Raw genomic sequence first — 16289 nt, forward strand, 5'->3', positions numbered from 1 at the left:
CCCCCCCCCCCCGGGGGAGGGCGGGGGTGGGGACACGTGGGCCGACGAGACCGGTTATCACCAGCGCGCCACCTTGACCTGGACCCCGGGAACGACTGCCGCCGCCAACACCGACATCGTCCTGCGCCTGCAAGACAGCCGTGGCGGCGTGGCGATCCGCGTCCTCACCGTCGAAGTAGCGGGCGGCAACCATGCTGCGCAGATCGACGCGGTGCAGGACATCGTGCTGGCCGAAGGCGAAATCCTGAGCCTGCCCTTGACCGCCAGTGACGCCGACGGCGACGCCTTGACATTGACGGTGCGCAACCTGCCACCCGGCGCCGCGTTCGACGCGGCCACTGGCGTGTTGACCTGGAAGCCCGGCTATGACCAGGCCGGCCTCTACGAGGGCATCACCGTGGTCGCCAGCGACGGCAAGAGCATCAGCCGCCGCAGCTTCAAACTCACGGTGGAGCAAGGCTATGCCAAGCCGGTGCTGGCGCCCATGGCCACGCAGACCCTGCGCGAAGGCGACAAGTACGCCTTGCAGCTGGCCGGCAGCATGCCCGGCGGCTTGCTCCAAAAAGATGGCACCACCATCACGCTGGAATACAGCGCGCCCTGGCTGCCCGGTGGCGCCACGCTGAACAGCAAAACGGGTTGGATCGAGTGGACACCGGGGTATTCGCAGCACGGCAGCTTTACGGTTCCAGTCACGCTGACCGCGACGTACACGCCGCCCGGCGGCGACACCGTCACGACCGAAGTCACCCAGAACGTCGTCTTCAACGTCCTCAACGCCAACGGCGCACCGGTGTTCGACGCCGTCGAGACCTGGAACGTGCTGGAAGGCAGCCCGCTGCGGATCAGCGTCTTCGCCTTCGATCCGGACAACCCCTCCTTCGAGCCCAGGATCCGCCTCAACCCGCTGAACCCCAACTCGGTAGCCTCGGGCCCGGAAACCACGGCGCCGACGGTCACCTACGCGGTGACGGGCCTGCCCGAGGGCGCGCGCTTCGATAGCGAAACGCTGGAGGTGATCTGGACTCCTGAATACGACCAGGCCGGCACCTACTACGTGCACGTGCTCGCCACCGATGACGGCGACGGGACGGGGACGCCCAAGACCAGCGAAATCACCATCCCGATCGTGGTGACCAACGCCAACCGCGCCCCGGTGATCGGCGACATCGCCGCCGCCTTCGTCGACAAGGGCGCGGTGCTGGAGATTCCCTTCACGGCCACCGACATTGACGGCAACCCGATCACGTTCACCGTGTCGGGCCTGCCCAGCTTTGCGACCTATGTGCAAGGCGAGGGCAGTGTGGGCGCCAATGGCCGTTACACGAGCGGAGGCACCTTGCGCTTCGCTCCGGGCGAAGGCCAGCGCGGCGACTACGCCATCACGATCACGGCGCAAGACAACGGCAGCGGTAGCGTCAACCAGGTCCTGGCGCAGAGCAAGACCTTCGTCCTGACGGTGCGCAGCGAAACCGAAGCGCCGCAACTCGCCATGCCCGGCCAGGTGGTCGCTGCGGTGGGTCAACCCATCCACGTGCCGATCTCCGTGCGCGACCTGGACCAGGACGCACTGAGCTTCAGCGCCATCGATCTGCCGGCCGGTGCCACCCTCACGCCGTCCACGCAATACGGCCAGGCCATCCTGAGCTGGACCCCGACCGAAGACGACGTGCGCATCCACGACCTCCAGGTCGTGGTGACTGACAGCGGCCTGGGCCCGCAGGACGCGGGTTTCATTCCCGACCCCGACGCCGTCATCACGCCGAACCAGCGCACGCAGAGCCTGCGCATCGTGGTACGCAGCGCCAACCAGGCCCCGGCCGTGCTGGCGATCACGGCCGACGGAGCGACGATCAACTCCAGCCAGGCCATCACCGCCGTCGGCGCCACCGAAGGCGTTCCCCTGTCGCTGAGCATCTTCGCGCAGGACAGCGATGCCGATGTGTTGAACTGGAGCATCAGCAGTCGCAGTCCAAACGGTGAGGGCGGCGGCGGCCTGCCGCCGGGCCTCGTCATGGACGTCGCCGCCGGTGGCAGCCAGGCCACGCTGCGCTGGACCCCCAGCATGTTCGCCGCGCAAGACGGCGGCGGTGTCTATCGCATCACGGTGACCGCGGGCGACGGCGCGGCCCAGGTCACGCAGGACATCGACATCACGGTGGCCAACGTCAACCAGGCACCGCGCATCCTGCCGATGCCGCTGCAACTGGTGCAGGAAGGCCAGACAATGTCCGTGCGCGTGCTGGCGGCGGACGTGGACGGCGATGCAACCCGTCTGGCCTTGCTGCATGACGAGAACACGCCTGAAGGCCTGCTGTTCGACGCGAACAGCGGCTACCTGGAATGGACGCCCGGCCAGAACGTGGTGAACAACGCCATCGGGAGCAGCCAGGCGTTCACCTTGAACTTCACGGCGAGCGACGGCGCCGCCACTACCACCCAGAGCGTGCAGGTACGCGTGCTGGACGTGAACCGCCCGGCGGTGCTGCAAGTGAGCAACCATGCCCTGGCCGTAGGCCAGAGCTTCAGCCTGCCGGTATTGCTGAATTCACTCCCTCTCCCTCTGGGAGAGGGCTGGGGTGAGGGCATCCGTGCCACCGACCCCGACGGCGCCCCCCCAACCGCCAACCTCGCCATCAGCTTCGCCGACCTCCCCGAAGGCGCCAGCTACGACGCGCAGGCCAAGCGCCTCGTCTGGACACCCGGCCCCGGCCAGGTGGGCGACTACACCGTCACGGCCAAGGCCTGGGACGGCTTCAACACCACCACGCAGACCTTCACGCTGCGCGTGGTCGCCGACACCAGCGCCAACGAGCCGAGTGTGCTGGTCTCAACAACCCCCAGCACCCCGGCTCAACCCGGCCAACTGGTGGTCGCCACCATCCGCGCCAGCAGCTACAGCGCCATGCAGAGCATTGCGGTGCAAGTGCAGGGCCTGAATGCCAGCGATCCGCAAGCGTGGAGCACTGTCGCACTCGATGGTGCGGGCCGCTTCAAGTTCACGCCCACCGCGGCGGGCCTGGTGAACATCCAGGTGATGGCAACCGACGTGGACGGCTTCAGCCACACCGAAATCCACGGCGTCCGCGTCAAGGACCCGGCCGACAGCCAAGCCCCGGTGCTGGGCTGGGCCGGTGTGTTGAACGGCGCCACGGCGACCAGCCAGCCCGTCACCATCCGCCAACTCAGCACGCTGGCAGCCAGCCTGCAAGAGCAGCAGCTGATGGGCTACAAGCTGGAAATCTCCGCAGCCGGCAGCGGCAGCTGGCAAAACCTGGCGGCGCAAAGCAGGGACGCGGCCAACCAAAGCGGCACGCTGAACCTGGCCAGCCTGGACCCCGCGGCATTTGCCAACGGGGTCTACTCCGTGCGCCTGAGCGCATGGGACCTGCAAGGCCGCACCAGCGAAATCAACGCGCGCGTCATCATCGACAGCGCCGCGAAGACCGCCCCGCAAGCAGTCGCAACAGACGCCACCTTCACCCTGGCCGGCCACGCGTTCGCGCTCACCCGGACTCTGTCTTCACTCCCTCCCCCTCCGGGGGAGGGAGGGGGTGGGGGCACGCTTGCCAACGCACGGGACTTCGGCAACTGGCAACTCGCCGGCTTCACCACGCACCTGACCACCGACCAACCCGACACCGACGCCCAAGGCCTGCAAGCGCCGTGGAGCGAAGGCGCCCGCCTGTGGATCACCGCGCCCGCCCTCGACGGCACAACTGTAGCCAACCTGCAGTTCACCTTGGGCACCTACAGCGAGCGCCTGGGCAACGTGGCCGGCGCGCCGGTCGTCGTGCGCCCGGTGTTCACCAACAACCAAGGCTGGAGCCTGCAAGCCCGCAGCGGCGAGAGCTTTGACGCCCAGAGTGGATTTATCACCACCCAGCCCGAAGCGCTGCAACGCCAGGGCAATCGCCTCTACGACCAGCTCACCGGCCTGCCTTGGGTGCCCGACAGCTACACGCTGACGGGCCCGGATGGAACGCGCTACCAGCTGGATGCCCAAGGCCGTGTCACAACCGTGCAGTTTGCCGATGGTGCAAGCTGGCTCGTGAGTGATGCTGGCATTGCCGCTGTACAAACTGCTGGCGGCGACGCGACGGAAGATCGCGTCAACTTCATCCGCGACACAGAAGGCCGCATCAGCCTGATCACTTCCGCGGCTGCATCCTTCGCGTACCGCTACGACGCCTCAGGGAGACTGATCCTCGCGCGCAACCTGTCTTCACTCCCTCCCCCTTCGGGGGAGGGAGGGGGTGGGGGCACTGCACCCTTGGGCACCCCCTACGGCTACGACAACCAAGGCCGTCTGCTGCAAGACCCCCTCACCGCCAACTTCGGCGCCGCCTTGAACTGGAACAGCGGCGACTTGGCCAATGGTTGGAGCGGCACGCTACAACCCGGCGCCACCACCAGCCTCGCCTTCACCATCCGCGAAAGCGAAATCGCATCCACCATCAAGACCCCCGGTGCGCAAGGCAGCGTGATCGTCGCCATCCAATCGCAAGGCGGCGGCGCCCTGCAAGTCACCGGCGCGACGGTGCTGGGCACCAGCACTGACGCAAGCACGCAAACCACCCTGGTGCGCATCACGGAAGCGGGCCTCAAGCTGATCCGCCTCACCGGCGAAGGCCAGGCCAGCATCAAGATTGCATTGGCCGGCGACATCAATCGCGATAGCCTCGTCGACGGCGCCGACAGCCAGGCCTGGGAGCAGACACCCAGCGACATCGATGGCGACGGCCAGGCCACGCAAGCCGACCGACAAATCCTCTACGCCAACTACGGCCTGCGAGCCAACCAGGCGCCGGTCTCTTTGCTCCCACCCCCTCCGGGGGAGGGCGGGGGTGGGGGCACCCTGCGCACGCACACCGATCTGGCCACTCGCGCCAGCTTGAACACCGTGGCCCAAGACCTCGAAGGCGACAGCATCTACTGGCGCGTTCTGGGCGCGACACATGGCACCGCGACCCTGAGTGCCGATGGGCAGAGCATCGTCTTCATGCCTGAAGTGGGCTATGCGGGGCCGGCAACCATCACCGTGCAGGCGGATGATGGGTTTGCGGCGGCTGCGCCGATGGAGCTGGCGGTGAATGTGAGCGGATCACGTCTGCTGACGATTCATGTGGCACGACTCGCTGCGCTAGCCACCGGAGGCACCGGCCAACTTGTGGTCACTGGCGACTTCGAGGACGAAGAGGGCGTGGCGCTGACAGGCAACTATGCCCAGTACACGTCGTCCGACAGCAGCATCATTAGCGTCAGCAGCACCGGCGCCGTGCGCGGCTTGAGCGACGGCATCGCCTTGGTGCAAGTGCATGCCCGAGGCATCGAAGGCGTGAACGTCTTCACCGTGTCCGCCGAAGGCCATGGCCCCGGATTGGACGACAACGGCTTCGAGGTGGACGTGTACCCACGTGCCATCACCCTGCCGCTGCTGGGCCAGCGCCAGCTGAAGGTGAAGCTACCCAATGAAGAAACGGGCCTGCCCACCAACATCTCCGCTGCATCGGCCGGAACGCGCTACTTCGTGAGCGACGCCAGCATCGCCGAGATCGCGCCCGACGGCCTGATCTTTGCCAAAGCCACCGGCACCGTCACGGTGAGCGTCGTCCACCAGGGCCGCCAGCATGACATCACCTTGAATGTGCAGCAAGCCCAGATCGGCAGCGCAGTCACCACCGCCAAGGGCGGCGTCGCGGTGCAGGACAGCGAAGGCAACCTGCTCATGGTGGCGCCGGGGGCGCTGCCGGCAGGGACGACGGTGAGCATCAGCGGGTTGGCGCTTGAGGATGTGGGCATTGCCCTCCCGGGCACCGAAGTGCTGGATGCGCTGGCCGCCGTGAGTCTGGACTTCGGCGACGCCACACTGAGTCTTCCGGCGCAGCTGGCCATCAAGGTCACGGGGCCTATCGACTCCGCCACCGGCCAGGCTAGCGTACTGGAAGCAGGCACCGAAGTCATGTTCTGGCGCAAGGGCACGATCTTGGACACCGATGGCATTGCCAAGGACACCTGGTGGCTGGTGGACAACGGCTTTATCGGCACAGACGGTATGGCTCGCACTGCCAGTCCGCCTTACTCGGGCGTGACGGGCGGCAATGGCGTCTTCCTGGTTACCACTCTAAAGAACACGCCCGAAGCACAAAAGGCGCGAGAGCAAACCGGAGAGATCCGGGTCATCGGCGCGGCGGTCGATTTCAATGCCATCTGGGCAGCGGGCGCCATGATGGCTGTGGGCCTAGGCGGCGGAGGTTACTTGGCCGGAGCCGCGTTGGGGGTCGTTGGCGCCGTGACTGCTGGACTGACGGCGGTGGGCTACACCTTGGACGGCAGCTTCAAGCGCGACATTCCCAAGGACATTTGCACAGTCGACAGGATTTTCCGGGAGTTCCCCGCACCTCCCAACCTGCGCGCCGGGCAGCCCGTCATCACTGCGGTCGAGTACGACCCCAACACGCGCAAGCTCACGCTGCGCGGAACAAACTTCGTGCCGGATGACCAGTCGTTTGCCAGTTTCGACATGCGTGTCTGGCTGGAGCCGCGCGGCGGCAATCTGGAGGAGACCGACGAGGCCGACGAGGGCCCGACCAATGGCCTGGTCTGGCGCGCGTTCGCGGCCCAGCTGTACTCAAGCGGCACGCCCGGCAGCCAGGAAATCAGCGTCACCCTTCCCGACAACATCCTGCTGTCGCAGCACGACATCTACATCGAGCGGCGCGCCCGCGTTCCCACGCCTACCGGCTTTGAAGTTCCCGTGCCCTCGGCGCGCAGCCAGGCCATCGGGCTGTGGCAGCTGAAGAACGGCAGCAATGGACAGGCCCTGCCCAGCACCGACATGGTGGTGGCCTCGTCGAGCGGCCTGACCATCTACACGCAGTCCAACAGCGACGCAGCCTCCGACCCCACCAAGCCCAAGGACCAGAGTCTGCCCATCGGGCTGCAGCCACTCAAACACCTGACCACCGACGAGAACGGCCAGCCGCTGCAGCTTGCCGGCTACCGCACAGAGCCGGTGGCCTATATGGCTGACGCATCGCTTGCCTTCGTGGCCGGGCGCGACGGGCGCGTCTATGTCGTGGACATGCTCAACCGCACCGTCGCCAAGACGCTCGTGCTAGGCGGTAGCAGTGCTGGTACGAACATTGTCAGCCTTGCTGTGGCGAATGGCTGGCTCTACGCCGCCGAAGGCAGCAACTACGCCGCCGGTTCGGGACGGCTGATGCGCATATCCGTGGATCCCGTGGCGCAGGACTTCCTGCACGGCCAACAGCAGTTGAGCCTGGGAGGCCTTAGCGCTCCGATGGGCTTTGGCGACATGGCGGTGAGCATGGACCGCTATCTGGCGGTGACAAGCCTGCGTGCACCATTGACCGTCAGCGGCGGCTCGAACGTGGAGCGAGGCAACGTTTACGTCATCGATCTGGAGGCGCTCGACGAGAACGGGGCGGCGAGCACAGGGGAGGCCGCCGTGGTGACGCTGGATGCCGCGAAGCTGGGAGCCCAGGACGTCGGTCGCGCGCCGCAGTATGTGACGGCCGGGCTGTTCCCCGCCGAATTCGTCATCAGCAGTGCGAAGGACCACAGCCGCGGCATCAGCAGCGTGCGCGTGGCATTGAACGAGCAAGGCGGCCTGGCGGGCGGCGCGGACCTGCGCACGTTGAAGCTGACGCCAGCGTTGGACGACCCGCAATGGCTCCAGAAAAAGCACCAGCAGAACATCCAGCGGGCCGCCGACTCGGTGGTCGTCACCTTCGAAGGCAAGACGTATGCGCTGGTGGCTGACTACAACTTCATCTTCAACGACGCGCACTTCAGCGAGGCCGGCAGCTTTGGCTACGGCAAGCAGATTGGCGGCAAGATCGGCGTCATCGAGGACCCCTTCGGACGCAGCGGACCGCCGCGCTACCTGGGCGCCACGACGCCCATCGTGGGTGGCGCTGTCAACAGTTTGAGCATCGGCGCGGGCGGAGAACTGCTGGCGGACGTCTGGATCGAGGAAGACACGGCCAACGGCTCTCGCATGTACGAGTCCCTGTTCGTCTGGAATGCGAACGCGCTCGTCAGCGCCGCCGTGCGCGCGGCCGACCGTCCACAATCCCTCCCCATCGACAGGGATCCGGGCAACTCGGTACAAATCGTCGCGCCGCTCAGGTACGACCAGGCTGTCCCCAACACCGGCTTTGGCTGGATCTACGGCACCGGCACCCATTTGCTGGACCCGGCCGGCGTGGTCGCGCTCACCGCGGAGAGCCTGCCAGCGCTGGCCAACGCGGATGCGTTGCGCCGTGCCAAGGAGGTGCCGTTGTCGAGTTGGGAGAGCGCCCTTGTGCGCGCGGGCGCCGCCAGCGTCTACGCGATCCAAGGCATCTCCGCCGCGCTGTCCGCCATGGCCGGGCGCGACACCAGCGAGCAGATCAAGGCGATGAATGAGGCGCGCAAGACGCTGAAGCTGACCGGCTATGACTACGCCACCGACAGCTCGGAAGCGTCCACCATTGCATTCAGTCTCGTGGAAGGCATCATCGGCGGATTTGGCGAGGTGGGTTTCGAGGTTGCTGACGTATTAGCTCGAATAGTCGCGGTCGCCAGTGCCGTGGTTCGCGAGGGGTACCAGGAAACGGCGGACTTCGTGTCACAGGCGGGGGAAGTCTTCAAGGGACAAAAAAGCGTTCTGGATATTCAGTGGAACAGTGACATTACGGTTGTGCCCCCGGATTTGCCGGCGCTCAGCGAACTGGCGCGCATGGTTGAGGCCGGTGCACCGATCGGTGAGGTCCTCAAGCAGATTGTCATCAATGCGGTTAGCAGTAACGCGGCAGGTGCAGGAATCGTCAGCGCGTACGCCCTGCAGCAGTCTGTCAGTGCGCAAGACAAGGCGGGCATGATTGGCGCGGCGCTCGGCATGGCGCTGGGCGCGCGGCAAGCGGTCTCCGCCGTCAAAAAGGCTCACGATGCGGCGCAACGCGTGGTTGACGCAGGGTTGAAGGCGCCCCAGCAAGTGCCTGCGGCCATGGCCGCCTTGAAGCAAGCGCGGCTGGAAGCGCAGCAAGCCCTCCTGGACCAGATGCGCAACGTGCGGCGGTTTACCGAGCGAGTGCAAAACAACCTGAAGGCGAAGGCCACGCGCAACACCGAGACGTCCATTGGCAAGGGCCCGCTAGGGGATAAATTCGACCCGCTGCCAACGCTGACCGGCACCGCCGTCTGGAAAGACCAGCGGATGGCCGACCTCATGAACAAGGCGATCGAGCCGCGGATCGATCTGGCAGACCGCATCAGCCAGCTGTTCAAGACAAGCGAGTACGGCAGCCCGTTCGGTGATTGGCGGCTCGACGGACCGAATCCCATAGAAGTCATCAAAAAGAGGGGTGAACCGGCCACAGGTGACTTCAACAAGACGGTGACCGACGTGGACGAGGTCGTCAGAGTGAAGGTCATCATCCCCGTTCGCGACAACGGCGTGGTGGTGGACCATGTGTCCCAGACAATCGACCTGGTGGTGCGATCGGAAGCCGGGATCAACAAGCACTTCGAGGCACGTGCAAGCAAGGAAAAGCAAGCGGAAATTCGCGGCAGTGTGATGGCCGGGTACGAGTTGCCCTACACGGCACGGGCTGGAACGAACGGGCGCGAGTACGTCAGTTACGACAGCTTGCGTGGCAAGCCGATGACCATCCACCTCAGCGAGGAGTTGATGACCCGGCCCTATGGACTGGCAGGCGCGCTGGTGCACGAGCGCGTCGAAATCGGGGCCACGCTCAACGCCCTGCGCCGCCGAGGACCGGAAGGCCTTGAAAAGGCCGCCATTGCAAAAGTACTGGACGATGCGATCCACCAAGATGGCATCGACCTGGCGGATTACGCTGCTGCCGAAGCCATGCTGGCGAAAGGCTTGGTTTCCGAGCAAATCCGGGTTGAAAAGGTCCGGGAGATTTTCAAGAACATCAAGGACATGAGTGATGCGCAGACCGATGCGCTCAAGAAGGAATTCGACCTGCAGAGAACAAGCTGGATGGACCAGATCGAAATCGAAGCCGTCCGTCGCAAGCCGGACGGAACCTACGAGCCGGTCAAGGACGGGCGGCTTGACTTCCTCATCATCGAGAACGGCAAGCTAAGGGTCGTGGAGGCGAAGTCCACGTATGCGAATGAGCACATAGCGAACGACAAGACCAAGCTGAAGGGAACTTTGACTCCGAACCAGAGCGACTATATTCCCGCGTTTCTCAGCGATCCGGATGTTGTGCTGAGAGTCAAAGGCGAGGCAGCGACAAGACTGCGCGGAGATCGTGATTTCGAGGAGTTTGTAAATGACGACGGAACTCTTCGCGCGGAAAAAGACAGCGTCCTGTTCGCGGTCCGCAAGTACGGCGGAGAAGGTCGTGTGGAAAAGTATTCCCCGGAGTTGCTGACCGATGCACCGCCCAAACCCCGGGACGTCTGGCACACCGTTCAGGCGGGCGATCTGGACAACCCTCAGTTGACCTGGGTGCTGAGCGATGGCGACGGCGCCCTCATCACCGACGCTGACGCGCAGCGCCTGGCCGACGCGGCCAAGGCCTACTGGACGGACGTTGGCGTGCCCGCCGAACTGCTCGATGGCGCACGCTTTGAATTGGCAACGCTGCCGCAGGGCGTGGCCGGTCTGGAGCAAGGAGAAGGCCGCATCGCTCTGTCGATTAACGGCGCTGGTTACGGTTGGTTCGTGGACGGCACGCCGCTTGCCGCAGAAGAGTTCACGCGCCAAACGGATAACACGCTCACAGCCGAAGGCTCCAGCTCCGCAGCCAACAAACTGGACTTGTTGACCGTGATGATTCACGAACTCGGCCATGTGCTGGGCTTTGGCGACACCTATGCTCAAGACGATGTCATGAACGGGTACCTGAGCCCGGGAATGCGCCGCCTGCCCGATGCCGATGACGTGCGGCAATGGATCATTGCGGGCGTGGATAACGCGCCGGCTGATTCAGCGACCGTGCGCTTCTCGTCGCCCAACGCAAGTGCGGCGGGTGCGAGTGCGCAGCACCAAATGGTCAGTCCTCTGCCTGTGCAGGCAAGTTTCGACGCCGAGCAGTGGCAAGCCACCGGCAATACGACGCTGGCGCAAAACCTCATCACCCTGGCCGAAGCTGAAGGCGGCCATGCCAGCGTGAGCCAGAGTTTCGTCCTGGGCGAGGAAGATCGCTTCCTCAGCTTCACCGTGGACCGCATGGGCTTGCAAGGCAACGCGAGCGCAGGTGAAGCCGCACCGCAGGACGCCTTTGAAGTGGCGCTGCTCAACGCCACCACCGGCGCCAGCGTGCTGGCACCCGCCATCGGCCTGAGCCGCTCGGACGCGATCGTCAACACCCAGCTGGACGGCGCGGCCATTCTCACCACGCGCACCACCACCGGCGTGCGCCATACCGACAACGCCGACGGTAGCCGCACCTATGTGATCGACCTGCGCAGTGTGCCGCCATCCACTCCCGTGCAACTGAGCTTTGACCTCATCGGCTTTGGCGCCGGCGCGGCCCAGCGCACCAGCCAGGTCGTGGTGCGCGACATCCGTCTCGTCAATACTCCCGTGGCCGTCGACGACACAGCCACGCTGGCCGAAGACACACTCATGACCATTGATTCCCGTGCAAACGACGTGAATGGCAGCGCCGAGGGCTTTACTCCGCAAGTCGTCACCCAGGCGGCCCACGGCAACGTGACTATCGCGGCCGACGGCAGCTTCATCTACACCCCGCAAGCCGACTACACCGGTGCCGACAGCTTCACCTATCGCCTGGCGGGAGACGCGGGAGAGGAAGCCTCGAATGTGGCGACGATCAGCCTGCATATCACTCCGGTGAACGACGCACCTGTTGCCGCCAGCTTCGTCCTGAACACCACCGAGGATGCCGCCACCCGCGTGGAGCTGCTGGCTACCGATGTGGACAGCATCGCCAACGAGCTGCGGTACATCATCGAGCAAGACCCCGCCCATGGCGTGCTGACACGCATGGCCGACGGCAGCTACAGCTACCAGCCGGATGCCAACTACTTCGGCCTGGACAGCTTTGCCTACAAGGTCAACGACGGTGAACTGGACAGCGCCGTCGCCACGGTAACTATCAACGTTGCGCCGGTGAACGACGTTCCCACGCTCGGCGCCCAAACGCTGACGGTTGTTGAGGACACGGAGCTGGCGGGCAACCTGCTGGCAACCGCCGCCGACATCGACAGCGCCAGCCTCACGGCGCTGATCGTCGGCGATCCGGCCCATGGCACGCTAACCGTCAATCCCGACGGAACCTTCAGCTACCAGGCCCATGCCAACTACAACGGCCCCGACAGCTTCACCTACATCGTCAACGACGGCGAACTGACGTCCAATGTCGCAACGGTGAGCATCAACGTCACGGCGGTGAACGACGCACCGACGCTGGGCGACCAGCACCTTGACGTTGCTGAGGACACAGAACTGACCGGTAGCCTGTTGGCGACCGGTGCGGACGTCGACAGCGCGACGCTGATGGCGGCCATAGTCGCTGGCCCAGTTCACGGTACCGTCACACTCAACGCCGACGGCAGCTTCAGCTACCGAGCCAACCCCGACTACAACGGCGCCGACAGCTTCACCTACCGGGTGAGCGACGGTGAGCTGGACAGCGGCACGGCCACGGTGGCGATCAACGTCACCGCCGTCAACGATGCACCGACCGTCACCGACCAGGCCTTCAGCGTGGCCGAGGACGGTGTGCTGGAAGGCAGCTTCTTCGCCACGGTGGCGGATGTCGACAGCACGCAATTCATGCCGATGGTCTTGGGCCACCCATCCCACGGCACCTTGACAGTCAATGCCGATGGCAGCTTCCGCTACGAGGCGCATCCGGACTACTTCGGCTCGGACGACTTCCTCTACGTTGTCAGCGACGGCGCACTGACGTCCAACATGGCGACGATCAGGATTGACGTGCGCCCCGTCAACGACGCGCCTACACTCGTCAGCCAGAGCCTGACGGTAGCCGAAGACACGCCACTCACCGGCAGCCTGCTGGCCTTCGCGGTAGACATCGACAGCGACAACCTCAGCGTGACCATCGTGTCCGGCCCGGCCTACGGTACGTTGACCCTCAACACCGACGGCACCTTCAGCTACCAGGCCGACCCCGACTACAACGGCCCTGACAGCTTCACCTACAAGGTGAATGATGGCGAGCTGGAAAGCAACGTTGCAACGGTAACCATCGACGTGACGGCGGTGAACGACGCCCCCACCCTGGCCGATCAGCACTTCATCGTCGCCGAAGACGCGGCCGTCAGCGGCAACCTGATCGATAGCGCTTCGGACGTCGACAACGCCACCCTCAGCGCCGAGATCGTCACGGGCCCGGCGCACGGCACACTGACGGTGAACGCCGACGGCACCTTCACCTACCGGCCCAACGCCAACTACAACGGCCCCGACAGCTTCACGTACAAGGTGAGCGACGGCCAATTGCAAAGCGGCGTAGCTACCGTTTCCATCGATGTCGCACCGGTCAATGACGCGCCGAGCTGGAGCAGCGTGGCGCCCGCGTCCTTCCAGCTGACCCCCATCACCGGCGCGGACACCAGCGGCATCTACCAGGCCGGCGCCAGCCTGACCAGCCCGGCCGGCACGCCCACGCGATTGAGCTTCGACTTCACGGCGGACGACACCGCCTTGCACAGCGAGTTCGGCATCTTCAGGGTGGATGATGCGACAGGGCGCATCGGCAACCTGATGCCCGGGAATCCCGGCTACGCCGCCGCCGCGCTCTCGTCCCAGCGCTCGACCCTGGTCTTTGCCAGCGGCCGCAGCACCGGCGCGCGCAAGAGCGTCGATGTCCTGGCGGGCCAGTACTTCGGCACGTATCTGGTCAAGGGCGGCAGCAGCGGCCATTGGCGGGCCAAGAATCCCGCCAATGACATGGGCGCCGGCACCGTGGCCTTCTTGTCGGTGGCCGCGGCCAACGCCGACAGCGGCTTCGATCACGTCAAGGCTGATTGGACGGTGGGCAACACCGGCACTGCCGCCTTGGCGCTAGCCTGGGAAGACACAGTTGGAGGTGGCGACCGCGACTACAACGATGCCGTCATCAACGTCACCGGCCTGCAGGCCACCCGGGCCAACGCGTTCGTCTACGACGCGCGGGCAGTCGATCTGGATGGCGATGCGTTGACCTACGCCCTAAGCCAAGGCCCGGTTGGCGCGGTGATCGATGCGATCACCGGCCGCCTGACCTGGCTCGATCCGATTGCCGGTTTGTACAGCTTCGTCATCGATGTGTCGGACGGAAACGGTGGCACCGCGCAACAGCGGTTCACGCTGGAGGTGCGATAGCATGGTCGGGACGACCGGCTGTCGGCGAATCGGTATTCTGAACCGGACAACATGAACATCCTCACTGAAAGATCATGAGTCAAAGCATCTACATCATCGACCTGCCGACCAACGGCCTGCCCGAGCCCTCCACGTTGCAGGAGATGTGGGAGCAGATCGAGCCACGGCTTGATCTGCTTGCCGAACCCAATCCCAAATTCGTGGAGCTGGCCAAACGGATCGAGCAGAAGTTCGCCACACCCGACGAAGATGCGGAGTGGCTGAACAATCCAGTCGCAGAGGCCGGGAAGCTCACGAAAGCCGCGTGGAACTTCGGGCTACCCGAGGAGCAGCCGGCGGAAGTTCTGCATGAAGTGGTCAATCAAGCCACCCAGCTCGGGCTGGCCGTGCTGGTGGACTATCTGGGCGTGGGCTTCCTGCCTGGCCGCAAGATCGTTCCGGCGAATGTGAGCGAGCAGTGGGAAGCGTTCTTTGGCCCCGCGCCGGAGTCAACCAAGCTCACCAAGGCCCAGGTCGTTAAGAAGCTCAAGCAAATGCTGGGTGAGAAGTTGGCGCCGCATGGGTTCAAGTTGGTCAAAGAAGCGCAAGTCTTCAGGGATGGCAGCAAAAGCACGGGCTCAGGGTACTTCCGCCGTGACCTGACCGATGGTCGTCAGCTTGTCATGTTCATTGTCCGATGGCTGCACCATGGTGGGCTTGTGTGCTGGTTCAGGGGGGGGGGGGTGAACTTCACAATTCATCAAATCCTGAAGGACGCCGCTCTGAACGGCTATTTTTTGAGAACTGGCGAAGATCAGTTCAGCTTTGAATATGGCTTTAACTTTGTTGATACGGAGCCCGGACTGTCCTGGACACGAAGCGAGATTTACAAGGACTCGTCGCCGCTTTCTGTGCACGACGAGTTTCGGCTCGAAGACGACGAGGGGTTCCGATCACATCACGTGGACAGGCTTCTTGACGCAGTCGCGCAAGCCCTGGTGTCGCAGCTGGACCAAATGAAGGATGTCGAATCCATTGACCGGGTCTTGAACAAAGAAATATCCAGGTCGCCTGGAAGTTACGTGCGCAAGAACGGTTTCAACGGGCACGTTGCCCTGGTCTGCGCGCGTCTGACGAATGATCCCGGATTCGACGACGTGGTCAAGGCGTGCATCCGGCCTTACAGCGACAGGACCGATGAATCGGCCGAAAGCCGCAAGGCGGAGATACATCAGCTTGCCAACTACCTGCGCGAGCACGTGGGCCCGCTGAAGGCGAACTGATCGCACTGGTGAGATGGCATCGGCCCGGACGCGCAACGAAAAATCATGAGTCAAAGCATCTACATCATTGACTTGCAGGCCCACGGCCTGACCGAGCCTTCCACGTTGCAGGAGATGTGGGAGCAGATCGAGCCACGGCTTCAGCAGCAAGCCGATCCGAGCTCGAAGTTTGTGGAGCTGGCCAAACGAATCGAGCAGAAGTTCGCCACACCCGACGAAGATGCGGAGTGGCTGAACAGTTCAGTCGCAGAGGCCGAGAAGCTCACGAAAGCCGCGTGGAACTTCGGGTTGCCTGCGGAGCAGCCCGCGGAAGTTCTGCATGAAGTGGTGAACCAGGCCATGCAGCTTGGGCTGGCCGTGTTGGCGGACCATCTTGGCGTGGGGTTTCTCCCGGGCCGCAAGATCGTGCCGGCGAGCGTGAGCGAACAATGGGAAGCGTTCTTTGGCCCCGCGCCTGAGTCAACCAAGCTCACCAAGGCCCAGGTCGTCAAGAAGCTCAAGCAAATGCTGGGCGAGAAGTTGGCGCCGCACGGATTCAAGTTAGTTAAGGAAACCCAAGTGTTCAAGGACGGCAGCAAAGACACAGACTCGGGGTACTTCCGCCGTGACCTGGCCGATGGTCGTCAGCTCATCATGTTCTCTTTGAGACGCCTGCGTTACGATGGGCTTGTGTGCTCGTTCAGGGG

General features: G+C 64.4%; 3 protein-coding genes. All 3 read left to right on the forward strand.

The genetic code is table 11. The features are described 5' to 3' along the window. The first annotated feature begins 73 nt into the window (after window positions 1-73). Complete coding sequence (locus EEB15_RS32210) at window positions 74-14341, forward strand: Ig-like domain-containing protein (protein WP_141514085.1); 14268 nt, start codon at window positions 74-76, stop codon at window positions 14339-14341. A gap of 74 nt (window positions 14342-14415) precedes the next feature. After that, entirely contained in the window at window positions 14416-15603 is a 1188-nt protein-coding gene (locus EEB15_RS32215) for a hypothetical protein (RefSeq protein ID WP_141514086.1), read from the forward strand. Window positions 15604-15648: 45 nt separating this feature from the next. After that, the coding region (locus EEB15_RS32220; RefSeq protein WP_141514087.1) for a hypothetical protein at window positions 15649-16289 on the forward strand (641 nt) is incomplete at its 3' end.

The organism is Ramlibacter sp. WS9, from assembly GCF_003797765.1.
Lineage (GTDB): Bacteria > Pseudomonadota > Gammaproteobacteria > Burkholderiales > Burkholderiaceae_C > Ramlibacter.

Excerpts from the sequence above, each read along its gene's own strand:
- EEB15_RS32215 (WP_141514086.1), top strand. The coding sequence starts at position 14,416 with ATGAGTCAAAGCATCTACATCATCGACCTGCCGACCAACGGCCTGCCC.